This is a genomic window from Streptomyces boluensis, from assembly GCF_009908195.1.
In the GTDB taxonomy this organism is placed as follows: domain Bacteria; phylum Actinomycetota; class Actinomycetes; order Streptomycetales; family Streptomycetaceae; genus Streptomyces; species Streptomyces boluensis.
In genome coordinates, this window is sequence record NZ_JAAAHS010000069.1 from 1 (window position 1) to 25,673 (window position 25,673).

Here is a 25,673-nt window from a genome sequence, read left to right on the forward strand (position 1 = left end):
GGGTAGGCGCGCCGGGTCGGGCGGCGGGCGAGCCTGCCTCGATCGACCCCGACAGCACCCCCTCGATCAATTTGCCCCAATTGCGTTCACATGGGCCGGGCAGGAACCGGACGAAGAACAGCGGGGAACAGAAGAGGCAACGGGCAACCCCGTCGAACCCCGATTCCCGGGACGCACCTCGTGCCAGACTCGATCTCGGATGCGAAGCGAAACGGCTCGATCACGAAGAGTGTCCGCCGTCGGTCTTCGCGTCGGCCAGTGAACGTCGGACGAAAGCCTCCGTAAGGGCGCACGGCTCTCACGGTCGCTGTTCAAGGGGGAGGTTGATGATGAGCACAACTCCAAGGTTCGGCCCGGAACTTCGCCGTTTACGACAGGAAGCGCGGCTGTCTCTGACTACGTTCGCCGCGGCGCTCAACTACGACAAAGGGCACCTCAGCAAGGTCGAGCGCGGGGAGCGTTCCGCGTCCCCCGAACTGGCCCAACGGTGCGATGCCTTCCTCGGTGCGAACGGCGAGCTGCAGCGCCTGGTCGTCCGCCCCGGAACCGACTCGGACACCACCGAAAACCCCGCCGCCCCCAGTGTCTGGCTTGTCGGGCGCCGGGCGGTCCTCTCCGCGGGTACGGGGGCGCTCATCGACCTCGGCCTGAAAATCGGCGGTCAGGCGTCCGCCACCACCGGTCCCCTCCTGCCCTCCTTCCGCGCGCAGTTCGACCACCTCCGCATGCTCGGCCAGTCCACCGCGCCGAAGGTCCTGCTTCCCCTCCTTGAGTCGCAGACGCGCACGGTCGCCGGGCTGGCCGCCGACACCCCGTACGCCTCACGCGCCTCCGCGCTCCTGCTCGCATCACGTTTCGCGGAGTTCACCGGCTGGATGGCCCAGGAAGCAGGGGACAGCGGCGCGGCACTCGACTGGACCGGTGAGGCCGCCGAACTGGCACGCGCCGGGGGCGATCCGCACCTCGGTTCCTACGCACTCGTGCGACGCGCCCTGGTCACGCTCTACGGCGGGGACGCTGCGGGCACTGTCACCTTGGCCCGCCGGGCACAGAGCGGCGAACTCCCGCCGCGCATCAGGGGACTCGCGGCCCAGCGGGAGGCACAGGGACACGCCCTCGTCGGCGACGAACGCGCCTGCCTCCGCAGCCTCGACAGGGCGCGCGAGCTGCTCGGCAGCGACGACGCCCGTAGCGGCGCCGAGCCCGTGATCGGCACCAGCCACGTGAGCGATCCCGCGGCCATGACGACCGGCTGGTGTCTGCACGACCTCGGTCGCCCCAAGGCCGCCGCCGAAGTGCTCGACCGGGAGTGCCGCCGCCTCCCGCCGCACGCGCTGCGCACCCGCGCCCGGTACGGCTTCCGCAGGTCCTTGGCGCACGCCGCCTCCGGAGAGGTCGAGCACGCGTGCACGATCGCCGGGGAGCTCCTGGGGGTGATGCCGGCAGTGCCCTCGGCGACGGTGAACAGCGACGTCCGGCGTCTCGCGCGGGAACTCTCCCGGTTCCGGAGCAGCCAGGCCGTACGCGATCTGCAACCGGCGCTGGCACGGGTACTCGCCCCCACACACGACTGACACCAGCTCGAGCCGCCGGACTGCCCGGCCCCTCCGGCCCTCCTTGTTCCTCCTTGCCCTCCGGGTCCCACGATCCCCGGCGGGACTCACTGATCCCCGCCCAGTACGTCGCACCGGATCCCCGGCTTCATGGTGCTGCCCGCGGCCCGTTCCGTGCTGAGCAGCGCACCTCCATCCATACGCCCTCCCGCTGATGCGTCATGCCGTCACGCGGTCGGAACCTCATGGCCCCGCGCCCTACCCCGTTCACCCCCGTCCTCGTTCCACGAAGGGAAACTCCATGCCCAACGTCTTCGTCAACTACCGCACAGGTGACGAGGAATCCGCAGCGACCATGATCGCTCGGGAGCTCGCCCGGCGGTTCGGCGGCGAGCGGATCTTCTTCGCCAGTAACTCGATCGAGGCCGGACACCGCTTCCCGGTGGAACTGATCAGGGCGGTGGAGGGGTGCGAAGCGCTCCTCGCCGTGATCGGCCCTCGCTGGGCGGAGGTGCGAGGCGCCGACGGCCGCCCCGCCCTCGAAGCCGAGCAGGACTGGACCCGACGCGAGATCCAGATCGCGCTCGAGCGCGGGATCCTGGTGATCCCCGTGCTCGTCGGGAAGGCCACGCGGATCGACCGCGCAGCCCTCCCCGAGGATCTGCGGGAGCTGGCGGACTGCCAGTACAGGCGGTTCGACCACCGCAACGCCGAGTCGGACATGACAGCGCTCGGCGACGCACTCGCCCGACTGCTGCCCGAGCTGGACAAGGTGGACCACGATGCCCGTGCCGCGCGGGAGCGGGCGGAGAAGAAGTCCCGCAAGAAGTCGGCCCAGGAGGCCGAGCGCACCAGGATGCGGACGCGCGATGTCGAGCAGCGCGTGCGCGGCGGCATCGGAAACCTCAACGGAGACCTGTCCGGCACCTTCGTCAACGAACCGCAGGGGCCCGTGAACACCGGTCACGGAAACCAGTACAACGCGCCCCACTTCGAGGGCGACAACACCGGAGTCCAGTTCACGGCGGGCGACAACAGCGGCACCGTCCACCAGCGCTTCGAGCGGGAGCGCCGGAACTCGGACGACGGACGATGACGGAGCAGGACCACGTCACCGTCAACGATCCGCGCGGGCCGGTGAACAACGGCGTGGGGCACCAGTACGTCTTCTACGGCGCCGGAGCGGACTGGATGATCCGCAAAGGGGTCGAGTCCCTCCGGATCACCCGCGAGGACCGGGTGCACCTGGCCGACCGGTTCGTCGCACCGCTCGGTTACCGCGTTGCCGCCGACCGCTTGGCGAAGCCCGGATCGGTGGTGCTGCTTGAGGCCCCGCCCGGCAGCGGCCGCCGCGCCGCAGCGATCATGCTGCTGCACAGGTTCGGTGAGGACGGGGGCGTCGACGAGGAAGTAACCCGGTTCGAGGAGCTGCCCGCCACGGGCAAGGACGAGAACCCGTTCGCCCCCGGTGAGGGCGACCGCTTCCTCCTCGACCTCTCCGGGATCACCGACGAGGAGGTGTACGCCGAGGCCCAGCGCCGCCTGGCCGTGCGCCGGTCGCAGGTCCAGGAGGCGGGGGCCCACATGGCCGTCGTCCTGGCGTCGGGCATGGAGCACGCCCACGCTCCGGACCTCGAACCGCACACGGTGATGCTGGGACGCCCCCGGGGCATCACCGTCGTCACCCGGTACCTCCGCATGGACCGGATGACCTTCGGCTCCGCGGACCTGGGGAACGCCGACCTCCAGCGCCTGTGCGACCGCGCCCCCATGCGCGAACTGGCGCGGCTCGCGAGGCTGGTGAGGGCCGCTCGCGACAGTGGCCGGTTCGGCGCCGACTTCGCGGGATGGCTCAGCCAGGCGACGCAGGCTGTGACCGACCGTGCCGATGACGTACGCCGGCAGGTGACCACGGTCCGCACCACACCCGAGCGGGCCCTGCTGCTCGCGACGGCGGTGTTCGAGGAAGCCCGCGCCGACACCGTCTACGAGGCCTGGCACGACCTGATGAGAGCGGTGAAGCACGAGGAAGAGGAGACGACCGAGCTCGCGCAGGCGGATTTCGGGGAGCGGTTGGCGGCACTCGGGATCGAGCGCGCCCCGGACGGACGGCTCCGCTTCAAGCACCTGGCGTACGCCGACGCCGTACGGACGTACTTCTGGGCGAACTTCCCCGGAGTGCGCGACGACCTCAGGGACTGGATCGGGGAAGGCACCGGGCTGGACGGCCTGACCACCGACGACCGGGTGAACGTCGTCATCCGCTTCGGCGAACGGTCGCTGGCCGTCGGACAGCCCGACCACCTCTTCGACCTCGTGGTGCGCTGGGCGGACAGCACGACCGGGCTGTCCTGCGACCCGCGAGCCGTGGCCGCCCTCGAACTCGGTCTCAGCCACGAGAGGTTCGGGGGACGGTTCCGCAAACGGATGTACGAGTGCGCCAGGTCCGGCCCCTTGTCGGGCGGCCTTGCCCGCGTCCTGACCACCGTCTGTCGCCAGAGCCTCGGCGCCACACACCCGGACCAGGCGATCGTGCGGCTGCACTACCTCGCCGTACGGAAGGGAACGGCTGCGCGCGAGGCACGGGAGGCGCTGCTCGACCTCGCCGGTCGTGACCGCAGGCTCTACCGGTTGCTGATCGACCGCCTACGGGAGCGGGCGCGTCGGGAGCCTGGCGAAGCGGAGCTCCATCTCCGGCTGCTCACCGAGCTGTTGAGGAACGACCGGGCACCCGACCCGCCGCCGTGGCTGGACCTGTTCCTGGGCTGGGAGACGGTCTTCTCCCAGCCGCCGACGGAGCTCTGGCCCCCACTGGTGAGCAGCTGGCTGGACGCCGCGGCGGGCGACCGCACGCGGGAGACGGGGCTGGGCCTGATGGTCGGTGCGACGCGCGGCCGCGCGGCCGAACTCCACCGCCTCTACGCCATCGCCTGCGACTGGGCGGGGATCGCGCGCCACCCCGCCCGGGCGGCTACCGCCGCCCTCTTCTGGCAGCGCATCGACCACGCGCAGTACGCCCGCACGGAGAGTTACGCCCGCACGGAGGATGCGGAGCGTGCTGGCGCCGGACCACGGACCACGGAAGAGGCACGATGAAACACCGCTATCCCAGCCTGCTGTTCGTCGCTCTGTGCGGCCTCGCACCGGCTGTGCTCGGCAGCCTCCTGCAATGGTCGGTGTGGCTGTGGGCCTTCATGTCCATGGTCACGACCTCGGGCTCCCTCCTGCTCGTGATGACGGTCCTCACATCCGGCCGCGCGCCGGCCGACCCGTACGAGCCCGGAGCACCCGAGCCGCCGGCGGCGCCGGCGGAGCCGCCGTACCAGGAGACCCGGGTCGTCGACGCGGCGCTGCCGAGCGCGACGGACGGCTACGACTTCCTCTTCTCCGCCACCGTCTGGTGGCGGCCTGCTCCCGACCATGCCGGCCGATCCGACGGCGCCTCCTCGGCCCTCGCCGTGTCCTCGGTCGTCAGCCGAGCCCGGGAGGTCGTCCGCAACGAGGAACCCGGCCGGGCGAGCTTCGCGCAATATCTCCTGGAGGGGGAACTGGGCGTCCCGCTCCCGGACCGGAGCGGACGGGTGAAGGCCCACGCGGCCGGTGTGACGCTGGCCCTCGCCCCCACCGATCGCGAGCGCCTGCGGAAGTTGAACGACCTCCGCAAGGACGAGGAGATCTGGGAGTACGAGCGTCAGCACGAGCGGAACAAGCGGAGTTACCTCGGTGACGACGTACTCAAGAGCGCGGGCAGCGCGGTGGTGTGGTGGCTCGCCCGCCACGAGAACGAGATCGAGAAAGCGGTCGACATGATCGGTCCGCTCGCCCAGATCACGGCGGCGGCGAACGACGAGGAGGTGCCCGAACTGTTCCGCCACCTGCTCGTCCCGCCGGCGGGCGTGGGGAGCGAGGCCCCCCTCGGAGGCCCGCTGTGGGGCGGGGACGGCCAACGAGGAGGGATGTTCGACCGCGAGGAGGAAGTAGGGGTCGCGGACCGACTGCTTCTGTTGCTGGCGGCGCTGGGCCTGAAGCCGGACATGGACGAGCACACGGTGCTCGTGCACCGTGTGGTGCGGAGCCTGGAAATGACCGGGCTGCACGAGGCCGCCGAGGAGGTCCGCCGGAGCCTTCTTCCGACGCCCGACGAGGGTGACCCTTCGGACGAGGAGAACACCACCGGGCCCTGGCCGCCCGGCTCCCCGGCCCCCGAGGACTCGCCGTTCAGCGCCCCGGCCGCGGGCCCGGATGCCGAAGCGGGCACGTCCGCCCCGGGATTCGCGGAGAGCGGCACAGGAGAACGGAACCAAGGCCGACAGGAATCGAGCGAAGGCGACAAGGCTCCTCCGTCCTTCTGGGAGACCCCGGCGGCCGCACCTCGCTCACGGGAGGCCGCCGAGGACGGGAGCTGATCCGGTAGGCAGTCGCTCCTCCAGGACTCCCCTTCACCGCACACCGCGGCGAAGGGGAGTCCGTTCCTGTCCCGATGAGCGGACCGCGGGCAGAGCTGATGCCCGCACTCGCTCACGCGGTGGAGCGCGAAGCGGCTTCCCGGACGCGGACCTTTCCCAGATGCTGGCGCACTGCACGGCGCTGCACCTTCCCGAGGGGGCATCTCATCTACGCGAAGGGCAACGCCCCCGAACGTCTGCTCTCGGACATCACCCTGCTGCCACACCAGCTGACACCCGAAGCCCAGGGAGAGCAGGCGCGCCCGCCTGCCCGGTCACCAGCCCGGCGGGCAGTTCTCCGGATTGATCTGCTGGGAGACCGCGACGCAGATTCCTACGCCCTCGATCTGTTCCGTCACATACACCCGAGGGCGCGTCGCGATGGAAGTCATCGAGTCCAGGCGAGCTTGCCACGGGGGGACCAGGATATGCGCGAACGCGAGGTACGCCTCATGCTCACGCTCGCCGAAATCAACGAACTCGCGGAAGATATAGGCCGCCTCAAAGTAGTTGAAGCTGTATACCCAGTCCCGCCATTCGCTCACTGAGCGACCGGGCCCATGGCGTTCCATGGTCCTTTCCAGCCTCGACTCGACCTCGGCGGCTCCGTAACCGTGAATGTCGAGAATTACGCTTCCATGCAGTGAAATGACATCCGGCCAGAAAAGCGATGCGTACGCGACGGCGTCAGGGACATTCCCCAGTTCGGCGAGCAGTTCTTGCGGTGAATCGCCGTCCTCCTCCCTGCGTAGCGTGCGAATGATGTCGATCGGCTCCATGGCTGTCTCCTTGCGGGCCGTGCGGAGGGTCAGTACCCGGCGGGGAGGTTCTCCCCTTCGGCAGGGAAAGCCTTGCCTGTCGTCTTGGGGTAATACAGGGGAGGTTCCATGCCGCCGTGCGGATTTCCGGTTCCCCTGAAGCGCGGTCCGGGCCTCCAGCCCTCCGGCGCCCGTGGCTCGCGAATCCAGGTCTGGTATCGGGTGACGCGACCGTTCTCATCGCGTTCGAAGACCGTGTGATCACCTTCGGCGTCCTCGTTGCGCTGCAGGTGCTGGGCGCGGCCCTTGCTCTTGCCCTTGGGGCAGCCATCGGATTCGGGCGCCAGGCCAAGAGGGTCGGCCCAGGAGTGCGGGTTGTGGACATAAGCGATGGGATTGTCGGCCGGTCGCAAGCCGAGCGGATCAGGAGAAAGGTAGCGGGCGGTATGAGGGTTGTAGTAGCGATGGAAATTGTAGTGGAGGCCGGTTTCGGGATCATGATATTGGCCGGGGAACCGCAGCGGTGTATAGGCAGTCGCTGAACGGTTCCAGCCCGTGGCCCCCCACAGAGTGCTGCGTGTCCGCCAGGCGATGTCACCCTGTTCGTCGACGAGTTCGGTCGGGGTGCCCACGAGGTCGGTGACGATCGCGTAGAAGCGGGAGTCGATGTCTCCCTGGGAGGCGGAGGCCGCCGTCATACGTTCCGTCTGGGCCAGGGGGTGCAGCCCGTCGTGGTCCCAGGTGAGGGTCAGCCCGCTCGATGACGTACCCGGCGCCCACGTGGTCTGCTCGCACAGCGTCGTCCCGTCCCAGGTGAAGTCGGTCTGCTCCACGACCGCTCCGGAATCGTCCGCGGCCAGGCGCTGCTTGGCGATGCGCCGCCCCAGCGGGTCGTACAGATACCGCCACGTCACCCCGTCCGGGGTGAGCACCGACTGCAGCCGGTCCTCCGCGTCCCAGACATAACGCCAGGTGTCCGGCTTGCGGGAGATCCGGGGCTTCTGGCGGAGTGTCACGCGGCCCGCCGCATCGTGCTCGTAGCGGACGCCGCCCGCGGAGGAGATCCGTGTCCCGGAGTACGTCCGCTCCCCCACTGCCTCCTGTCCGGGCATGGCCGAAGGCCAGGACGCCGACGCCTGATTGCCCGCTTCGTCGTACGCGTACGACTCCGCCCAGCCTGAGGCCTGCACGGCGGTGACGCGTCCCGCCGCGTCCAGGTCGAAGCGACGCGCACCGTTCAAGTGGTCGTCGAGACCGGCCAGGTTGCCGTCGGCGCGGTAGCTGTAGGCGCGGCGCTGAATGCGTTGCTCGGACGGGCCGGAGAGTTCCTGTTCGGTCAGGCGGCCGAGGGGGTCGAAGGTGTTGGTGAAGGTCAGAGTGGAGCCGATCCGGCGTGATGTCTCCCGGCCCGCTCCGTCGTGCGCGAAGGTGATCGTGCGGCCGGAGGTGGTGAGTTCGACGCGGTTGCCCGCGGTGTCGTACGTCCAGGAGCTGGCCGCGCCCGTCGGCGTCACCCGGCCCACGCGGCGGCCGAGGCCGTCGTAGGTGTACGTGAGCGTGCGGGAGTCGACCGTCTCCGAGACGAGGCGGCCGGCCTCGTCCCGCTCCAGCGTCAGCTCGGCGTCCGGGCTGGTCGCTCGCGCCAGGCCGCCGGTCGCGTCGTACGCGTACGTCGTGATCGAGCCGGCCACGTCCTTGGTCACCGGGCGGTCGAGGACATCCCGCTCGAAGGTGATCACGTCACCGGACGGCGTCGTGCGCGAGGCCAGCCGGCCCGCCGCGTCGAGGTGATACTCCTGCACGCGGTCGTCGAAGTCGGTCTCGGATATCAGGCGTCCGGCGGAGTCGTACTCGTAACTCCACGTCAGTGCCTGCGGGTTGATGACCTTGCGGAGCCGGAGTTCCGTGTCGTGCTCGAATTCGTAGCGGACACCGTCCGGGCCCGTACGAGCCTTCAGCAGGTCGAAGTGGGTGTATTCGAAGCGCGAGACCGTGCCCAGAGCATCCGTGTGAGACGTGCGGTTGCCTTCGCCGTCGTACGTCCACGACTCCACGGCCCCGTCCGGGGCCGTGCGGCGGGACAGCTTGCCCTCGACCGTCCACTCGAGGCGGGTCGTCGCACCGAGCGGGTCGGTCACCGCGGCCGGGCGGCCGAAGGCATCCCGGCGGCAGCTCGTCGCCGCTCCGTTCGGATCGGTGACCTCCGTGGGCAGGCCGGCGCTGTCGCAGCGGACTGTCGTCGTCTCGCCCAGGGCGTTGGTGACCGAGGTCAGGTGCCCGCGATCGTTGTACGTGAAGCGGGTGGTCAGGCCCGCCGGGTCGGTCATCGCTATGCGATTGCCGAACCCGTCGTACTCGTAATGCCGGACCGGACCCTCCGCACTGGTGACAGCGACGGGGAGATGGTGACGGTTGTACGTGGCACTGGACCGGGAGCCGTCCGGGTAGGTGACCGCCGCGGTGTTGCCGTGCTCGTCGTACTCGAACGCGGTGGTCCGGCCGAGCGGGTCCGTGCGGGACAGAACACGGTCGTAACGGTCCCACTCCGTGCGGGAGACATGGCCCAGGGGATCGGTCTCCGCGACCGCCTGGCCGAGTTCGTTGAAGTGGTACGTGGTGACCGCGCCGGTGGAGTCGGTGTATCGCGTGACGCGGCGCTCGACGTCGAACGTCAGCTGCGAGGAGAGGTAGCCGTCGGGACCTACGGTGCGTTCCACCCGCCCCGTAGCGTCATAGACGTAACGGAACGTGGAGTCGTTGCTGTCGGTCCATGACGTCATGCGGTGATCGCCGTCATAGCCGAACCTGGTCGGCAGACCGGAGGAGTTGATGACTTCCGAGAGGTTCCGGTCCGCGTCGTGGCGGTAGGAGACGACGGGCGTTCCGGACTCGGCTGAACCTACGCCCAGAGCGGTGACCAGGCCGTCGGCGGTGTGCACGGCGACGTGGTAGCCACCACTGCTGTGGGACAGCGAGAGGGGTGTGCCGTCGTCCGCACGCTCGAGGATCAGTGTGTTGCCGTTGCGGTCCTCGACCTCCATCAGCCACCACACACCGGCCGATGCGCCATCACCTGCCGGCAGGAAGCGGCGGGTGAGGCCCGTGCGGGCGTCGTGGACCGCCAGGTCCCAACTGCCCCTGCCCTGCAGGCAGGTGAGGGGCAGGCGGCGGCCCTCGCTGGGCTGGACCTGCTCACCGACCAGATCGGGGACGTGGTCGTAGCGCAGTGACGAGCCGTCGCTGCGGCGCCACCACAGTCCGCCCTCACGGCCGGAGACCGTCTCGAGCCGCTCATCGAGGACCGAGGCCCAGGACGGGCCGAAGAATCGGCCGTGGCGGTAGTTGGAGCGGTGCGTACGGCCGATCTCGAGCGGCAGCACGGCCGGCAGCGTCAGATCACTCTGAGCCAGGAAGACCTCCCCGCTCTCCATGTCGATCGGGTCGCCGCCGTAGCAGCCGTTCTCCGCTTCCCGCCCCTCGCGGGAGAGCGCGGGGTCGGCCGGCCGGTCGGCCTTGGCGGGCCTGCCCTCCGAGTTCCGTCCGTCGGCCGGCGGGTCGTTCCTGGCGGGCGGGCGGGGGTCGTCCTTCCCGTCCCGGCCCTTGAGGATCTTGTCGAGTGCGTCCTGGTTGGCCTTCTCGTTGCGCTTGTGCTGCTCGGACGTCTTGCGCATGTTCTTCGGGACGGTCTCGCCGTTGTGCTTGATGACGGCCTTGACGGTCTTCTTGAGGGCTTTGGTGGCGCCGTCGACGATGCCGTCGATGGGAGCGGTCAGAGCGTCCTTGCCGCGGGCCCGGCCCTGGGCGTTGTGGGCGCGGTCGAGAGGTCCGTTGAGGGCCTGCAGAGAGCGTTCGCCGAGGCGCCCCAGGTCGCCTGCGCCCTTCTCGTACTCGGCGTGGTCGATGCGCATCCTGCCGCCGCCACCGCCGGACCCGCCTCCGGAGGGGCCGTGGGCGGAGTTGAGCTGCGTGCCGGCCGCGCCGCCGCCGTCGCCGCCACCACTCGGGTGGATGGCGTCGTCGGCCAGGTCCAGGATGGCGTCCGAGACCATGTCCTCCAGCTTCGCGGCGACCGGCTCGGTGACCATGGCGATCACCTGGTCGACGATCTGCTCGGCCGCCTCCTTCACCAGGCGCCGGACCACCTCCCGCATCGCGGCGACCTCCGCCGCGCCGATGAGGGCGGACAGGCCGCCGGTGACGACGGCCAGGCCCATCGAGACACCGACGGAGGCGGCCAGCACGCCAAGCTCGATCTCGGCCTTGATCTTCATGCCGTAGATGACATCCGCGACCACATCCATGGCGTCCGCGAACTGCCGTGAAACTTCGGGGAGTTGGTCCAGATGAGAGGACTTGACCTTGCCCCAGTGCTCCTGCAGGGCATCGACGGACCAGCCCTCACTGGAGGAGAGCAGTCGGCCCACCGCCGCTTGCGCCTCGCCCGCGTGGCCGTCGAAGGCGTCCGCGAACTCGCGCATGGCCTCTGCCATCTCGCGGTAGTCATCCTCGTCCACGTTCGGGAAGTTGATCCCGATGAAGTCGAGTATCTCGTCCAGCCAGCCGGGCAGCACATAGCCCATACGTACACATCCCCCGTGCCGCGCCGCTGCGACTGGCCCCCGTGGCTCGTCAGGTACGCGAATCAGCACCGTAGCCGATCAAGATCACGAGCGACCGGCGGCCCTCCAACTCGCGCCGCCGCCAACAGTCTTGGCGGCGATCCGTGCGCAGACGCAGCGGGCCGGCGCGCTTCAGCTCAGCGGTGCGCCGGGGCCGCGGAGCCTTCCTGAACCGGCGGCGTCGCGCGTCACCGCAGTTGACTGAACGCGAGGTCGGCGTCAGCCACGGCCTCCGGGTGGACGTCGCGGGCGGTTCGACCGTCGGCGATCTTCTGCCAGTTGGTCCGGGCGAGCACCCGTTGGACCGCGAGCACCTGGGCGGCTCGCAGGCGCGCCTGAATGCCTTCGCCGAGGGCGTCCGCCAGCGCACCCTCACCCTCGAGCTGGTACCGCGTGAGCCGTCCAGCCAGGCTCGGCGTGGTGAACACCAGCTGATGGAACGCCACCACCTCGGGGTGGTCGTTGAGGCCGGTGACGGGGTCGTACCGATCGAGGCCGGCCCGGAAGTGCCGGTGCAGCGCCACCACCGGCTCGGCACCGGGCTCCCGGTCACGTACGACGCGTGCCGCCTCGCCCTGGTGGTCCGCGAACCGGTGCAGCACCAGGTCTTCCTTGGTGGGGAAGTACCGGAAGAGGGTCGGCTTGGAGATCTCGGCCGCCGCGGCGATGTCGTTGACCGAGACGCGGTCGAAGCCACGCTCCAGGAACAGCGCGACGGCCGCGTCACCGATGGCGTCGCGCGTCCGCTCCTTCTTGCGGGCCCGCAGCCCCGTCGGCTCACTCATTTGACCAGCGTAACATTAGTAACCGAGTTGCCTTTTTAACCGAGTAACGTTTTCATGGGCGGCATGAACACCATGAACAAGAAGGACATTCCTCCCGTACTCGTCACCGGGGCGACGGGCCGGGTCGGCCGGGTCGTCATCGACCAACTCCTCGACGCGGGCGTGGCGGTCCGCGCCCTCACCCGTCGCCCGGAGGCGGCGGCGACGCTGCCGGCGAAGGTCGAGGTCTTCACAGGCGACCTCACCGTGCCCGAGTCGCTCGACCCGGCCCTGAACGGCGCCGGTGCCGTCTTCCTCGTCTGGACCGCCCCGCCCCAGACCGCCGAGGCAGTCGTCGAGCGGCTGGCGGCCCACGTGCGGCGGGTCGTCTTCCTCTCCTCCCCGCACCGGACGCCGCACCCCTTCTTCCAACAACCCAACCCCATGGCGGTGTTGCACGCCGGCATCGAGCGGCTCATCGCGGCCACCGGACTCGAGTCGACGATCATCCGGCCGGGGATGTTCGCGTCGAACGCGCTGGCCTGGTGGGCGCCCGCGATCCGGGCCGGCGAGGCGGTCCGGTGGCCGTACGGCGCTGCCGAGGCGGCTCCCGTCGACGACCGCGACGTCGCGGCTGTCGCGGCGCGGACGCTCCACAGGGACGGATACGCAGGAGGCGAGTACGTCCTCACGGGCCCCGAGTCGCTGACACAGGCCGCGCAGGTGGGCGCCATCGGTGACGCCCTGGGACGCCGGATCACCTTCGAGGAGATGACGCCGGACGAGTTCCGAAGCCTGTCGGAGGGCACGGTGCCCAACCCGGCCGTCGACATGCTGCTCGCCGCGTGGAACGCGGCGGCCGGACAGCCCGCGTACGTCACCACGACGGTGGCCGACATCCTCGGGACGGCACCGCGAACGTTCCACCAGTGGGCCACCGACCACGCCACCGCGTTCACGAACGGTGCGTGACCTCGTCGACCGGGACGGGAAGCACGGGGCGAGCACCCCAGCGCAGAAACGGCCAGGGGCCCAACCTCGAAAGGCTGGGCCCCTCCTGGCCAGATCAACGACGTGGCGAAACGCCACCCGCTACGCATTGAACCGGAACATCGACGACTCGTCAGCCAGCTGCAGAAACGCCGTATCCGGGCACCGGATCCAGCGAAGATCCAGCAACCGTCCTGGCAGGGACCACCGTGATCGCATGCGGCCATCGGACCGGTCACGGCCCACAGGCCGAGCCCATGTGCATCACACTGACCACGACCTCGCTCGTCTCGCTTTCCGCGGCCCGCAGGGCGGTGAGGCTGTGCGCGAGGAGGGGCATGGGCGCCGAACCGAAGGCCGAATCGATCAAGCTGGGGTCGGCTCAAGCCGGTCGATGCCCTTGGCCAGGTGCGCCTCCGGGCCCTCCGCCCAAAGCCAGGGATGGCCAGACAGCCGGCGGGTCTACTCTGCCCCGGACTCGGGCGGCTGCTCAGATTTCGCCCTTCTGGTAGCCCGTCAGCCGATCAATCTGCTTGTCGAGGTTGCGCACCTGGGTTGAGTTAGCTCCGACGGAGACGACCAGGAGGCGGCGAACCACTTCGAGCTCCACCCGCGCTTCATCATGATGTCCAGAGGCAGCGAGCATCTGAGCGATGAGATAGCGCGACTCGCGGATTTGGTCCGCGGTGTCGTTGCTCGCCGAGACATCAGCGTTCCGTACGTAGAAGCGGAGTTGGGGCAGGGCTTTGCCTGGGTTTCCGATCTCCGCGTAAGCATGTCCGGCGTGGTACGAACAGTCGAGGACGTACGAGTCGGTCGCAGGCAGATGCTTGCGGTAGTCGCGGCCGACGACTTCGAAGAGCGCCGCGGCACGGGTGTACCCGCCGGCGTAGAAATGTGCGGCAGCGAGGAAGTGGCGCAGGCGCAGGTCCAGGAAGGGGTCGTGAGCGGCGCGGGCGACACCGTCCTCGAGGAGCCGGATGGCCTCAGAGGGGTGATCGTTTTCCAGCAGCACCCGAACGTTGGCCTGCAGCTCTTCGGACTCGACGTCGGTGAGCTTTCCTCGATTGGTGGGCTGCTCCCGCTGCTTGGCCGGGGCCAGGAGGGGGCGGCGGAAGGGGCGCGTCGGGTCTCGGCTCTCGTCGCCGCCCGTCGTTGTATCGTTCGGAGCCGATGCCATGGGGAGAAGGGCCTCGTAGACCTCCTCGGCGGCGGGCCTCTCCTGTGGGTCCTTCGCGAGCATCAACGCCAGCAGTGTGTCAAGAGCGGCCGGGATGTCTGCTCGTCTGCCCTGGACCGACGGGGCGGGCGTCTGCAGGTGATGGGCCCGCAGCGGCATGCTGTCGGTCCCGTGGAAAGGCACGTCGCCAGTCAGCAGCTCGCAGAGCAGACAGCCGAGCGAGTAGACGTCCGAGGCGAAGGTCACCGCCTTGCCAAGGCACTGCTCCGGAGACATATAGGGCGGGGTCCCGACCGTCTTGTCGATCTGGGTCAGCCTCGGCAGCGCGCCCGCACCGCGCAGGATGGCGATGCCGAAGTCGAGGACTTTCACCAGGCCGCCGTTGACAATGATCACGTTGGACGGCTTGATGTCGCGGTGGACGATGTCGACCCGGTGCACGTCGGCCAGCACCGCCGCGATCTGCGCCGCGATCGCCGCCGCCCATGCCACGCTCGGCGCCGCTTCGCCGTAATCCGTACGGTCGAGCACCGCCTCCAGCGTCGAGCCGCGCAGCAGCTGCATGACAAGCCACAGCCGCGTACTGCCGTCGGGTGCGGTTTCGACGCCCGTGTCGTAGACCGCCGGAATCCCCTGATGCTCCAGCTGCGCGGAGGTACGGATCTCGCGCAGGAACCGCTTGCGGTCGCGCTCCAGACCGTCGAGGATCTCCACCGCCTCCGGACTGTCCGGTGCGGCCGGGATCGCGGCCGTCGACGAGGGGCGAAGCACCTTGATCGCGACGCGTCGGTCCAGACGCTCGTCGTAACCGTGGAAGACCTCGCTCATGCCGCCGCGACCGATCGAACCGTCCACCCGGTAGCGTCCTGCGAGCAGCGGTCTCTCGGCCGACTGTTCCGTACTGTCCGTCACGCCCCACCACTCCTGCCCAGAGATTTCGGAGCCTACGGCTCCGCCCGCCCCACCGTCTGTCGGTTACAGCGATTACTGCTCGATCGCCTGGCCTCCGGTTTCCCGGCGCATTTCACTGCGCAGCTTTGCCAGGGCTTCGTCCCGCGCCGGTTCGGTGATGATGCGGTAGGCGCGCTTGCGGGCCGCTTCCTTGATCGCCTTTTGGAACTCGTTGTTGTCGAAGTACAGCTTCATGAAGTCGGTGTTGCGCTCGGCGTTCTCCGCGACGATGTCGTCGAGCCGGTCGTCGGCGACCTGCCCGAAGCGGGCCTCGTCGTTCATGAGCGCGACCTGTTGCATCGCGGTGTCCTCGACCAGGCCGACGACCTGCTGGTAGACGAGGATCTGGTCGGAGGTGCTCAGGTCGAGCCCGAAGCGCTCGTTGAGTTCCTCGATGACCTCGGAGAGCGGCTTCACCTCCGGCTCCCGGTAGCCTCCGCCGTCGGCGGCGTGGCCCCGGACATCGCGGTCGCCGACGGTGGAGAGCGACACGTTGTGCCGTCCCGTGAACTCCAGGCGGAAGTGGCTCAGATCGGCGTCCCCTATGTCGACCGAGGCGGAAGGGCGTCCCGGCAGACGGATGAGCAGGATCCTGCCGTACTGGTAGAGGCGTTCCAGATCCCGGTCGCCCCAGTCGACGATCTGGGCGATGAGGCTGTAGGCGCGTACGTAGTCCTGCAGCGCGCCCCGGAAGCCTTCGCGTTCGTCGTCTGTTTCCAGGGCATCGAAGCGGTCGAGGGCCGGCTTGAGGTACTCGTGGAGTTCGGCGTGGAGCTTGCGCTCGGCGGCGTCCGGCATCCGGCCGGGACCGGCTGCGGACAGGACGCGGATGAAGGCTTCCATCTCCGATGCGGCCAGGAGGCCGTATCCCATCACCTCGTGCTGCTTGGTGTAGAGGAGGTTCGGGTCGCTCGGCTCGGTGATGGTCGTCTCGAACCAGTCCTCGAAGGCGGCCTGGATGTCGGCGGCCTCGTTGACGAAGTCGAGGATGTGCACGTCGTCCTGCGACTTGAGCGGGTGGATCCGGTTGAGCCGCGACAGCGTCTGCACGGCCGCGACGCCGGTCAGCGGCTTGTCGACGTACATCGCGCACAGCAGCGGCTGGTCGAAGCCGGTCTGGTACTTCTCTGCGACAACCAGAATCCGGTACTCCTCCTGGGCGCGCGCGACCGCCTGCGGATCGTCGGCCTTGGTGTAGCCGAATCTGTCCGGCAGTTGGCCCTCGGGGAAGCCGTTGAGCTGGGCCTCGGTGAACTCCAGGCCAGCGTCGTCCTTGAGCTGCCCGGAGAACGCGACGAGAGCGCCGCAGTCCTTGTAACCGCGCAGGGTGACGTACGCGCGGATGGCCTGGTAGAGATCCAGCGCGTGCTGACGGCTGCTGGTGACGACCATGGCCTTGGCCCGGCCACCGAGCCGCCCGGTGATGTTCCCCCGGAAGTCGTCGACGATCAGCCGCGCCTTCTGCTCCAGGGACTTGGGGTGCTGCTCGGCGTAACGGACGAGTTTAGCTTTGGCCTTCTTCTCGTCGACTTCGGGGTTGGAGATGGCCGACTCGGCCTGGTCGACGGCGGCGTTACGCAGCCGCCACTTGGTGTCGTACGTGATGTAGTTGGCGAGCACGTCGAGGATGTAGCCCTCGTCGATCGCTTGTCGCATCGAGTAGATGTGGAAGGGCACGTACATGCCCTGCTCTCCGGTGCGCTGGTTCACCCGGTCCGGGTCGAAGATGCCGAACAGCTTGAGGGTGGGCGACTTCGGGGTGGCGGTGAAGGCGAAGTAGGACAGGTTTGGCTGCTTGCCACGTACCCGTGTCATGTACTCCACGGGGTCCTCGTTCTCCTCGCGAGCCGGAACATTCGAACCGAGCGCCTGCTTGATCTTGATCGCCGATTCACTGCCCTGCGAGGAGTGCGCCTCGTCGATGATGACCGCGTAGCGCTTGCCGGACAAGCCCATGTCGGCGATCTTCTTCAGCACGAACGGGTACATCTGCAGAGTGCTGATGACTATCTTCGACGTGGAGTCGTCCAGGGCGCTGGCGAGTTGGGTCGAGTCCTCGTCGATCTTCTTGACGACACCGGGGATGTGGTCGAACTGGAAGATGGTCTTCTGGAGTTGCCGGTCGAGGACCACCCGGTCGGTGATCACGATGATCTTGTTGAAGACCGGCTGGTTGGCGGCGTCGAAGAGGGTGGAAAGGCGGTGCGCCAGCCAGGCGATCGTGTTCGACTTGCCGGAGCCGGCCGAGTGCTGGATCAGGTAATTGTGCCCGGCCCCGTGTTCCCGGGCGTGGGTGACCATCTTCTGCACCGCGTCCCACTGGTGGTAGCGCGGGAAGATGCGGGGCGAGGTGTGCGGGTTCTCCTTCGCACCCTTCTTGTCCGGAGCCTTGATATGGATAAAACGGTGCAGGATCTCCAGCCAGTTGTCGCGCTGCCAGATCTGCTCCCACAGGTAGGCGACGCTGTACGAGCCGGGGGTGGCGGCCGGGTTTCCGGCCCCGCCGGACACGCCGGGGCCGTTGGAGCCGAGGTTGAACGGCAGGAACTGCGTATCAGCACCGCGCAACCGTGTGGTGATGAAGGCGCGGTCGGGGTCGACCGCGAAGTGAACCAGGGCCCGCTTGGCGAAGAACACGTCGTTCGGGTCGCGGTCACGACGGTACTGCGCGACCGCGTGGTCGGCGTTCTGGCGGGTGTTCGGGTTCTTCAACTCGACGGTGGCGACCGGCAGACCGTTGACGAAGAGCGCAATGTCGAGGGTTCGGCGGGGGTGACGGGTGCTGTGGTGCAACTGGCGGGAGACGGTCAGCACGTTCGCGTTGTACTCGGCGAGCGCGTCCACGGCCAGGGTGTGGCCGGGGCGGAAGTACACGAGGTCGATCTGTACGCCTCGGTCGCGTACGCCCTGGCGCAGGACGTCCAAGACACCGCGTGCGTCGATTTCGGCGGCGACGCGCTCCGCGAACTGCCGTTGGGCGGTGTTCCTGCCGCCGTAAAAGCCGACCAGCCGCTCCCATGCCTTCGCCTGTGTCGCGCCGATGAAGCGGTACATCTCGCCAGTGTCGATACCGAGCTCGACTTTGAACGTGCCTTGGGCGAGGGACCAGCCGCGTGCGAGCAGCTCGGCCTCGACGTTGACCTCGAAGGCGTCTTCGGAGTGGGCTCCGCGGCTACTCATGCGGTGCCTCCGGAGGTAGCCGAGCGGCGGGCGGTGGTGACGTCGAACTGGCCGGTGACAGCGGCGGTGATGAGGGCCTGGCGGCGCTCGGCGAGCACTGAGAGTTGACTCTTCAGCAATTGCTGTGCCGCTTGCGTGGCACGTTGCTGTGAGTGGAGTTCATCCACGATGCGACCCTGCTTTACCAGCGGTACGTCTGGCAGAGGCAAGTTGGTGACTGTCGCGGTGGGTAGGTTGTTTGCCATGCCGTCGGCACCTGAGATGCCGAGCTTGATTTCCTCGCGAACACGATGAGTTCTGAGCATGAGTGCAACAAAGTTCGGGTTCATTCGCATGCGGTCCATGCGCAGGCGATAGATTTTATCGCATAGCAACAAGTTCGAAGGCAGCCCTTCAGGGAGAACTCCGATACTGCCGATCAATTCGACCGACCCACTCGCTCGAGACATGAGGAGGTCCCCAACTCGAAGCCGATATCGAAGCTCGGGGGAAATCGACGTCGGCAGCGCCTTGTGTTGGTTCTCGTCAAATGTTCCACCGTTGACGCAACCCGCCTTAACAACTCCCCACTCGCCTTCCTCTGTGAGGCGATCCTCACACTGAGGTGACCATCCTTGCTCGATCTTCTGGAGAACGTGGCGAACCTTCACTGTTCCATGCTTACCCCCGAGGTCACCGGCAGCCCGAGAGAGCGTGTTCAGCATTCGGGCTCCGGTTGACTCCAGTTGGGAACTTCTAAGCCCAACCAATTGGTCGATCCGGGCCGTCTCGGCATCGAGGAAGTCGGCGATGCGGCGCTGCTCGTCCAGCGGGGGGAGCTCCAGGTTGAGGTGAGTAACATCTTCTGGCGATACCCGCTGGTGGCTACGTGTTACCGATTGGACCTGGGCGTCGAGAGTTTGGCGAGTGGACTCCGCTTGGAGCATGTAGGCAAGGAACTTGGAGTCGATCCCTGGATTTACTTGCAGGGCAACAAATTCGGTAGACGAAACCACGGGAAAGTCATGTCTCGCTACATGGACAACCCTGCTCTTGCGTGGATTTAGCTTACTGATTAGCACCTCACTGCCACGGAGGTGAAACTTTGCAGACTGAATAGATTCCGTTTCCTCGATCTGGCCAGTTCCGTGCTGATCGATTGCGGGAATGCTGTAGTGCACGACGTGGTCGCCAAGGATAGAAGGATCGATCACCTCGCGTCGCACTGTAGTCAGAGACCAAAGTGGACGCTTCTTCCAGGCGTTACTCATCCCGTCACCTCGCCCAGGAGCTTCTGGATCTGTTCCTCAAGCTCGCGCAGCTCCGCGTCGATCTCGGCCAGCGGCCGTGGCGGTGTGTACACGTAGAAGTGCCGAGTGAAGGGGATCTCGTAGCCGATCTTCGTCTTGTCGTGGTCGATCCAGGCGTCCGGGACATGTGGGGCGACTTCGCGGGCGAAGTAGGTCTCAATGTCTTCATCGAGCGGGATGTTCTCGTAGTCGCGCAAGTCCGGGTCCGGGAGGATCGTTTCGATGCCGGCCTTCTTGGTCTTCTGGACCTCGCCTTCGGGGTCGGACACAGAGACCGCGCCCCACACGCCCTTGAGGAGTGCTGCCGTTCCAGGCCACTGTGCGCCGTCTGCCGCGACGGCTGTGTGAAGGGCATCCCGCGCCTCCTGCTTCGTCCACCACGCCGAGCCAGTCAACCCGCGCAGCGCTTCGATCATCGCCTCGCGGCCGTCCCACTTGGCCAAGGCCTTCGCGTTCTCCAATGCGGCGAGGGTGTCCTCGGTGATCTCGAAGCGCAGCTTCAGGGGGCGTTCGACGGTGATGCGGTGGTAGCCGAAGTCGCGGGTCTTGAAGATCTTGACCTTGGCGTGGCCCGGGTGATCCGCGCCCACGGCGCCCTTGAGGGCGTCGACGTACAGCTCGGTGATGTGCTTGATCTGCTCGTCGTTGATCTGCTTGCGCTTGTCGCCGAAGGACTTGCGCATCTTCTCCCACTGGTCGCGGGCGTCTAGCAGGGCCACCTTGCCACGCAGCTTCTCGGGTTTGCGGTTGGAGAGAATCCAGAAGTAGGTGGAGATGCCGGTGTTGTAGAAGAGCTGATCCGGGAGAGCGACGACGCCTTCCAGCCAGTCGTTCTCCAGGATCCACTGCCGGATCTTCGACTCGCCGGACTCGGCCGCTCCCGTGAAGAGCGGCGAACCATTGAAGACAATGCCCAGGCGGGTCCCCTTGCCCTCGATGGGTTCCATCTTCGAGAGCAGGTGCTGGAGGAAGAGGAACGAGCCGTCGTTGATGCGCGGTGTGCCCGCGCCGAAGCGCCCGGCGTGGCTGATCTCGGTCTCGGCCTCGACCTCGTCCTTGACCTTCTTCCACTCCACGCCGAACGGCGGGTTGGCCAGCATGTAGTCGAACTTCTGGTCCGGGTAGCCGTCGTCGCTGAAGGAGTTCCCGAAGTAGATGCGGCCGGGCTGGTTGCGCATGAGCATGTCCGCCTGGCAGATGGCCCAGGACTCTGCATTGAGTTCCTGCCCGAAGAGGTAGACCTTGGCCTTCGGGTTGATCGACTTGATGTGGTCCTCGGCCGCGGTAAGCATGCCACCGGTGCCGCAGGCTGGGTCGAGGATGTTGATGACCTGGCCCTCGCCGGCGATGGTCTCGGCGTCTGGAGCGATGAGCAGGTTGACCATCAGCTTGATGACTTCGCGCGGGGTGAAGTGCTCACCGGCGGTCTCGTTGGAGTCTTCAGCGAACTTGCGGATCAAGTGCTCGAAGACGTAGCCCATGTCGTGGTTGGAGAGCTTGTCGAGGTCTCGCATCGTGTTGAACTTGCCGACGACCTTGTAGAGGATCTTCGCGCCCGCGAGTCTGGTGATCTGGTTGTCCAGGTCGAAGCGGGACAGGATCTTCCGGACGTTCGGGGAGAAGCCGTTGATGTAGTCGCGCAGGTTCTTCGCGACGTTCGGGGCGTCCGAGGCGATCGAAGCGAAGTCCTGGTCGGAGGTGTTGTAGAAGGAAAGCTTGGCCGCGAGCTCCAGCAGCCGGTCCTTGTTCTGGACCTCCAGCGACGCGTTGCGGGCTCGCACCGCGTCGCGGGTCGGCGCCATCACCGCGTCGAGGCGACGCAGCAACGTGAACGGCAGGACTACCTGCCCGTACTCATGGCGCTTGTAGTCGCCGCGCAGCAAGTCGGCGACCGACCAGATGTCGTTCGCCATCTTGGTGTGCGTGGGTGCTGAGGTCACAGGTCTCTCGTCTCGTCGTCAGCCGGCTCGGCTTCATCAGTGTGCTGCGAGGTGGTGAACTCCGGTGCCAGAACACCGGTGGTCAGTCCGTGGATGGTCTGCTCGATGACGTGCGTGCTCGTTTTTGCGAGCGTGGTGAGTACGTCTTCGAGCTGCTGGAGGTGGCGGAAGGCATCTCCGTAGCGGCGTTGGTCAGGGAGGGACATGCGGGGAACGCGGCAACGGCGCAGGTCCTCGCGGCTGAGTACGCCGAGGGTGTTGGATACCGGCAGCGCGTTGGCGTCGATGCGCAGAAACGTGGCGAGGAAATGTGCGTCTAGCCGGGTGCCGTCGATCTCGACGACCTGTGCGACGCCGTTGTCGTCCTCGGCGCCGCCGGAAGCGACGATCGGTGGCCGACCGAACGTCCGAAGCAGCAGGTCGCCTGCGCGCGGGGTGGTCTCCCGGGAACGGATTTTCAGTGCACCCGCGCGTTCCAACTCGCCGAAGGTCACGTACACGGGGTTCGCCGACTTCGCTGGCGTGGCGAACCGCGGCAGGCCTTGGCCGATGCGCGTGTACATGGCCTGCAGCCGGTCGGTGACCTGGAGGAAGTCCTCGGGGCTCGCCTCGGCATGCGAGTTGATGTGCCGGGAGGGCAGTAGGTTGGCATCGCCGTTGAGGAGTTCTCGGCGCGGAACTGCGCGCAATATCGTCGAGTGTGCATCGGCGAAGAGGCGTTGCCAGGCGGCGAACTCCTGGGGTACGTCGGCCGCATCGCCCAGTCCTGCGAGGTCGACCATGCGCACCGTCTCCGTGGCGGCAGCGTCGTAGGGGCGTTGCAGTACCCAGAGACAGAACTCGGTGTCAGGTGCCGACCCCATGCCCTTCGGCAGCGCGATCACATCGCGTAGAGCGCCGGAACGTACCAGCTCGGCGCGGATGTGTTCCCCGGAGGGCTGGACGCACGTACGTGGTGCCACCGCGATCACGGCCAGGCCGCGGGGTCGTAGATGGGCGTAGCAGTGCTGAACCCAGGCCAGCTCGCTGTCGCGCGGAGCAGGGACGCCGAATTCCCAGCGCGGATCGGTGCCCAGCTCGTCGGCCGGCCACTGGGGCAGGTCGAGGGGAGGCTCGCAGACCACGGCCGCCGCTTTACCTAGGTAGGCGTCGAGCTGATTGTCCAGGAAGGAGTCGCCGGTGTGGATCTCGTACGGTGCCCCGTGGGCGTTGCTGCGCAGATTGTGGGCGGCGGCAGAGGCGTCCGACTCCTCAACTTCCTGGCCGACGAGCTTGACGGCGTCTCCAAATCGATCCGCGACGGCCAGCAGCAACGTGGCCTTGGAACAAGCTGGGTCGAGTACCGCGGGTTCATCCGTGGAACCGGCTTCGATCGGTCGCGCCGCGGCTGTCGTGCGTGGCAACAGCGCCACCGTCGCCCTGGCCAGCAGTTGTCCGGAACCCAGGGCCGCGATTCCCTGCTCCTCTTCCTCCTTCGGCAGGCGGTCGCAGTGCGGAGCAGAGTGCGGCGCTTCCTGGTCCACACGGTGAGTGCCGGTGTCAGTGCGGCCGGCCGTCGATAGCTGGTCGCCCTTACCGGTGTCCTTCAGCCATGCCTCGACCTCGGCCCGGGAGAACGTCGGGCGGCGATCGTCACCACCCACCGGCTGCGGGAACGCGGGGTATCGACGACGCCAGTTGGACACGGCGGCACGTCCGACGCCGGCCAGCCTGGCGATCGCGGCGGCCGTCATCTCTTCGCGCTCGGCTGGACTCATGACGTGACCATATCGGCCAGATCTCCCCCCAGGCAAGCCTCTGTGAACACGACAGGATTACGTCAACGGCAACCTGTGAACATCGATGCTTAGTGTCAACATGCTTGCGTCGCGTCTCGTGCGCCGCTACGGTTCTTGCCAGCAAGAACTCTTGGTTCGCCTGCTGCACCTTTGCGCACGCCATCAAAGTCCCACGCCACCCCAATCACCCCACGGCCCAGTACGGCCAGACGCGCCAGCCCCCTCACAGGAACCGATGCTCCACAAGAGGCACCACGTGTTACCGACCTCGCGCGCCGAATGCGCCCCTCACCCCAGGGAGACTTCCTTGCCCCGCACCACCGCCTCAAGGCGCCGCCTCTATCGGCTCCTCGACGTCGCCCCCACCCCGGCCGCCATGCTCGATACCCTCGATCTCGAGCAGCTCACCGCCTACCACGCGGACGTCCACGACCCGAGCGAGTTCCTGGGTGTGCCCGCGCTTCGGGTGACCTTCGGCATCGACAAGGACGAGGCCTCATGGTGCGGCGAGCTCGTCCAGCTCACTGATGAGGATGTCCGTGAGCGGGAGCGGCGCACCGGCGCGCTGCTGATGATCGCCGTCGACTCCGCCGTGTACGCCGTCGGCTACGACCAGGGGTTTCGGCTGCTCCCCACGCATCTGAAGGACCAGAGTTTCGGGCTCTCGGTCGCGATCCGCACCATCGACCCGCAGCATGTCCGCGACTTCACCGCCAACCAGCTCGGCGCCGCCCGCACCGACATCTCCATCGTGCCCGGCGGCACCTCCGTGCCCGCCCTTGGCCTGCGCGCACACTCCCGCATCGTCCGCAGCCTCGGCGGCTACCTGGACAACATCGACCTGACCGCCTCCGGCCGGCCGGGCCGTGCGATGACGGTGGAGGGCGGGGTCGGGTTGCACCTCAAGCTCGGCACCACGCCTGACACCCTCATAGCCGACATTCGCACCATCGCCGCCCTCCTCGAGAACACCGACCCTCATCCCGACCTGGCATTCGTCGAGCACATCAAGCCGGTCACCGCCCCGGCTTTGCGCAAGACGCTCGACGAGCAGCTCGACACGATCCTGGGACAGCCGACCGTCGACTCGATCTGCTCCGCCGTCCCCGCCGAGCAGATCGACGACTACACCCACGCAGCCACCTACGCGATCAAGATCGGAGACTGCGCACCCTTCTCCACGGACACCTTCGACCTCGACTACTTCCTGACCCGGGCACGGATCATCAAGCCCGGTCAGCGCATCGAGGCGCTGCGCCACGGCACCGTGGCCCTCTACAGCCGCGAGCGCGCATCGGCCGTGGACCACCTTTCGACGACCAGTGCCCTGAAGTGGATCGAGGCCCACGTCTCCCTCGGCTCGCGCAGGTTCTGCTTCCTGGACGGCGCCTGGTTCGAGTTCGGCGCCACATACCTGCGTGCCCTGCGTGAGACCGTGGCCCCCCTGTTTCCCGCCAACCCGTCGCTGGACCTGCCCGCCTGGCAGTACTCCCTCGAGGTGAACAAGAAGGGCAAGACCGTCCGCCGGCCAACCAGGGAGGCCACCTACAACGAGCAGGCCTCCAAGAATCGGCCGGGCTGGGTCTGCCTCGACCAGAAGAACGTCAACAATCCCCTCAAGGCATCGAACGCGGTCGAGATCTGCGACCTCCTCACGCCCGACAACACCCTCGTCCTGGTGAAGAAGGCCCACGACTCAGCCCCTTTGAGCCACCTCTGCTACCAGGCTCACGTCGCCGTCGAGCTCCTCCAGCAGAACCCCTCTGTGCGTGCTCAGTTCGCCCGGCAGGTGCACATCCAGAGCGACGGCCGCCGTACCCTGCCCGAAGACTTCACCCCGCGCCGCGCCGTCTTCGCGATCCTCCTCAAGGCTGGCGAGAAGCTGACCCCCGACACCCTCTTTCCGTTCTCCCTGATCACGCTGGCCCAGACCGCACAGACGCTCAATGCCCGTGGGGTCCAGGTCGAGGTCGTCGGCATCGAGGCCGCCCTGGCCCCCGCGACCGATGGGCTCAGCGAGGCCGCCTGACGAAGCGGTCGGAGCGCAGGGACTCCCCGCACCCGAGCAGGGCACCGCCCGCTGAGGCAGCCACGACGACGGGCCCCTCACGGAACTCGCCGAGCTCCCAGCCGCCACGCATCGCACGCAACTCCCGCAGCGCCTCGACGCCCACCACGCCGACCGCTTCACCAGCCCTGCGGCCTTTGGGGCCAGTGGGTCAACAC

Annotated in this window: 15 protein-coding genes; 6 read left to right on the plus strand and 9 right to left on the minus strand. The window is 67.7% G+C overall.

Features of this window, described 5'->3' with window-relative positions:
• Positions 1 to 329 precede the first annotated feature (329 nt).
• From GUY60_RS12050 to GUY60_RS12065, 4 genes are all read left to right on the plus strand, one after another.
• Positions 330 to 1,574, plus strand: a complete 1,245-nt coding sequence (locus tag GUY60_RS12050; RefSeq protein ID WP_161696785.1) for a helix-turn-helix domain-containing protein — start codon at positions 330 to 332, stop codon at positions 1,572 to 1,574.
• A gap of 280 nt (positions 1,575 to 1,854) precedes the next feature.
• Positions 1,855 to 2,649, plus strand: coding sequence for a toll/interleukin-1 receptor domain-containing protein (locus GUY60_RS12055; protein WP_161696787.1), 795 nt, complete (start codon positions 1,855 to 1,857; stop codon positions 2,647 to 2,649).
• Complete coding sequence (locus tag GUY60_RS12060) at positions 2,646 to 4,649, plus strand: hypothetical protein (protein ID WP_161696789.1); 2,004 nt, start codon at positions 2,646 to 2,648, stop codon at positions 4,647 to 4,649. The genes GUY60_RS12055 and GUY60_RS12060 overlap by 4 nt, the downstream gene beginning before the upstream one ends.
• A complete protein-coding gene (locus tag GUY60_RS12065) occupies positions 4,646 to 5,959 on the plus strand; it encodes a hypothetical protein (protein WP_161696791.1) in 1,314 nt (437 codons plus the stop codon). The genes GUY60_RS12060 and GUY60_RS12065 overlap by 4 nt, the downstream gene beginning before the upstream one ends.
• 314 nt (positions 5,960 to 6,273) lie before the next feature.
• Here the strand turns inward: GUY60_RS12065 and GUY60_RS12070 are convergent, their stop codons facing one another.
• The 3 genes from GUY60_RS12070 to GUY60_RS12080 form a co-directional block, all read right to left on the minus strand.
• Entirely contained in the window at positions 6,274 to 6,777 is a 504-nt protein-coding gene (locus GUY60_RS12070; RefSeq protein ID WP_161696792.1) for a hypothetical protein, read from the minus strand.
• Between the two features lie 29 nt (positions 6,778 to 6,806).
• Positions 6,807 to 11,336 (minus strand): RHS repeat-associated core domain-containing protein, encoded by a 4,530-nt coding sequence (locus GUY60_RS12075; protein ID WP_161696794.1) that lies wholly within the window; start codon positions 11,334 to 11,336, stop codon positions 6,807 to 6,809.
• 227 nt (positions 11,337 to 11,563) lie between these two features.
• Positions 11,564 to 12,160 (minus strand): TetR/AcrR family transcriptional regulator, encoded by a 597-nt coding sequence (locus tag GUY60_RS12080; RefSeq protein ID WP_161696796.1) that lies wholly within the window; start codon positions 12,158 to 12,160, stop codon positions 11,564 to 11,566.
• Between the two features lie 63 nt (positions 12,161 to 12,223).
• On the opposite strand from GUY60_RS12080, the gene GUY60_RS12085 reads away from it, so the two are divergent.
• A complete protein-coding gene (locus GUY60_RS12085) occupies positions 12,224 to 13,111 on the plus strand; it encodes an NAD(P)H-binding protein (protein ID WP_246234787.1) in 888 nt (295 codons plus the stop codon).
• A 508-nt stretch (positions 13,112 to 13,619) separates the two neighbouring features.
• Here GUY60_RS12085 and GUY60_RS12090 read toward each other — a convergent pair.
• The 5 genes from GUY60_RS12090 to GUY60_RS12110 form a co-directional block, all read right to left on the minus strand.
• A complete protein-coding gene (locus GUY60_RS12090; protein ID WP_312866270.1) occupies positions 13,620 to 15,221 on the minus strand; it encodes a protein kinase domain-containing protein in 1,602 nt (533 codons plus the stop codon).
• A 72-nt stretch (positions 15,222 to 15,293) separates the two neighbouring features.
• Positions 15,294 to 18,440, minus strand: coding sequence for a type I restriction endonuclease subunit R (locus GUY60_RS12095; protein WP_161696798.1), 3,147 nt, complete (start codon positions 18,438 to 18,440; stop codon positions 15,294 to 15,296).
• Entirely contained in the window at positions 18,437 to 19,633 is a 1,197-nt protein-coding gene (locus GUY60_RS12100) for a restriction endonuclease subunit S (RefSeq protein WP_161696800.1), read from the minus strand. The genes GUY60_RS12095 and GUY60_RS12100 overlap by 4 nt, the downstream gene beginning before the upstream one ends.
• A 53-nt stretch (positions 19,634 to 19,686) precedes the next feature.
• Positions 19,687 to 21,642 (minus strand): type I restriction-modification system subunit M, encoded by a 1,956-nt coding sequence (locus GUY60_RS12105; RefSeq protein ID WP_161696812.1) that lies wholly within the window; start codon positions 21,640 to 21,642, stop codon positions 19,687 to 19,689.
• Positions 21,643 to 21,665: 23 nt separating this feature from the next.
• On the minus strand, positions 21,666 to 23,426 hold the full coding sequence (locus tag GUY60_RS12110; RefSeq protein WP_161696802.1) for an N-6 DNA methylase: 1,761 nt from the start codon (positions 23,424 to 23,426) through the stop codon (positions 21,666 to 21,668).
• A gap of 328 nt (positions 23,427 to 23,754) precedes the next feature.
• On the opposite strand from GUY60_RS12110, the gene GUY60_RS12115 reads away from it, so the two are divergent.
• Positions 23,755 to 25,476 (plus strand): TIGR04141 family sporadically distributed protein, encoded by a 1,722-nt coding sequence (locus tag GUY60_RS12115; RefSeq protein ID WP_246234793.1) that lies wholly within the window; start codon positions 23,755 to 23,757, stop codon positions 25,474 to 25,476.
• On the opposite strand, the gene GUY60_RS12120 is transcribed toward GUY60_RS12115, so the two are convergent.
• On the minus strand, positions 25,460 to 25,624 hold the full coding sequence (locus GUY60_RS12120) for a hypothetical protein (protein ID WP_161696806.1): 165 nt from the start codon (positions 25,622 to 25,624) through the stop codon (positions 25,460 to 25,462). The genes GUY60_RS12115 and GUY60_RS12120 overlap by 17 nt on opposite strands.
• Between the last annotated feature and the right edge of the window lie 49 nt (positions 25,625 to 25,673).

What these genes read in the sequence shown, in the direction of transcription:
- GUY60_RS12060 (WP_161696789.1), top strand. Translation starts at nt 2,646, where the DNA reads ATGACGGAGCAGGACCACGTCACCGTCAACGATCCGCGCGGGCCGGTG.
- GUY60_RS12110 (WP_161696802.1), bottom strand. Translation starts at nt 23,426, where the DNA reads ATGAGTCCAGCCGAGCGCGAAGAGATGACGGCCGCCGCGATCGCCAGG.
- GUY60_RS12070 (WP_161696792.1), bottom strand. Translation starts at nt 6,777, where the DNA reads ATGGAGCCGATCGACATCATTCGCACGCTACGCAGGGAGGAGGACGGC.
- GUY60_RS12065 (WP_161696791.1), top strand. Translation starts at nt 4,646, where the DNA reads ATGAAACACCGCTATCCCAGCCTGCTGTTCGTCGCTCTGTGCGGCCTC.
- GUY60_RS12105 (WP_161696812.1), bottom strand. Translation starts at nt 21,642, where the DNA reads ATGGCGAACGACATCTGGTCGGTCGCCGACTTGCTGCGCGGCGACTAC.
- GUY60_RS12050 (WP_161696785.1), top strand. Translation starts at nt 330, where the DNA reads ATGAGCACAACTCCAAGGTTCGGCCCGGAACTTCGCCGTTTACGACAG.
- GUY60_RS12075 (WP_161696794.1), bottom strand. Translation starts at nt 11,336, where the DNA reads ATGGGCTATGTGCTGCCCGGCTGGCTGGACGAGATACTCGACTTCATC.
- GUY60_RS12055 (WP_161696787.1), top strand. Translation starts at nt 1,855, where the DNA reads ATGCCCAACGTCTTCGTCAACTACCGCACAGGTGACGAGGAATCCGCA.
- GUY60_RS12095 (WP_161696798.1), bottom strand. Translation starts at nt 18,440, where the DNA reads ATGAGTAGCCGCGGAGCCCACTCCGAAGACGCCTTCGAGGTCAACGTC.
- GUY60_RS12080 (WP_161696796.1), bottom strand. Translation starts at nt 12,160, where the DNA reads ATGAGTGAGCCGACGGGGCTGCGGGCCCGCAAGAAGGAGCGGACGCGC.
- GUY60_RS12085 (WP_246234787.1), top strand. Translation starts at nt 12,224, where the DNA reads ATGAACACCATGAACAAGAAGGACATTCCTCCCGTACTCGTCACCGGG.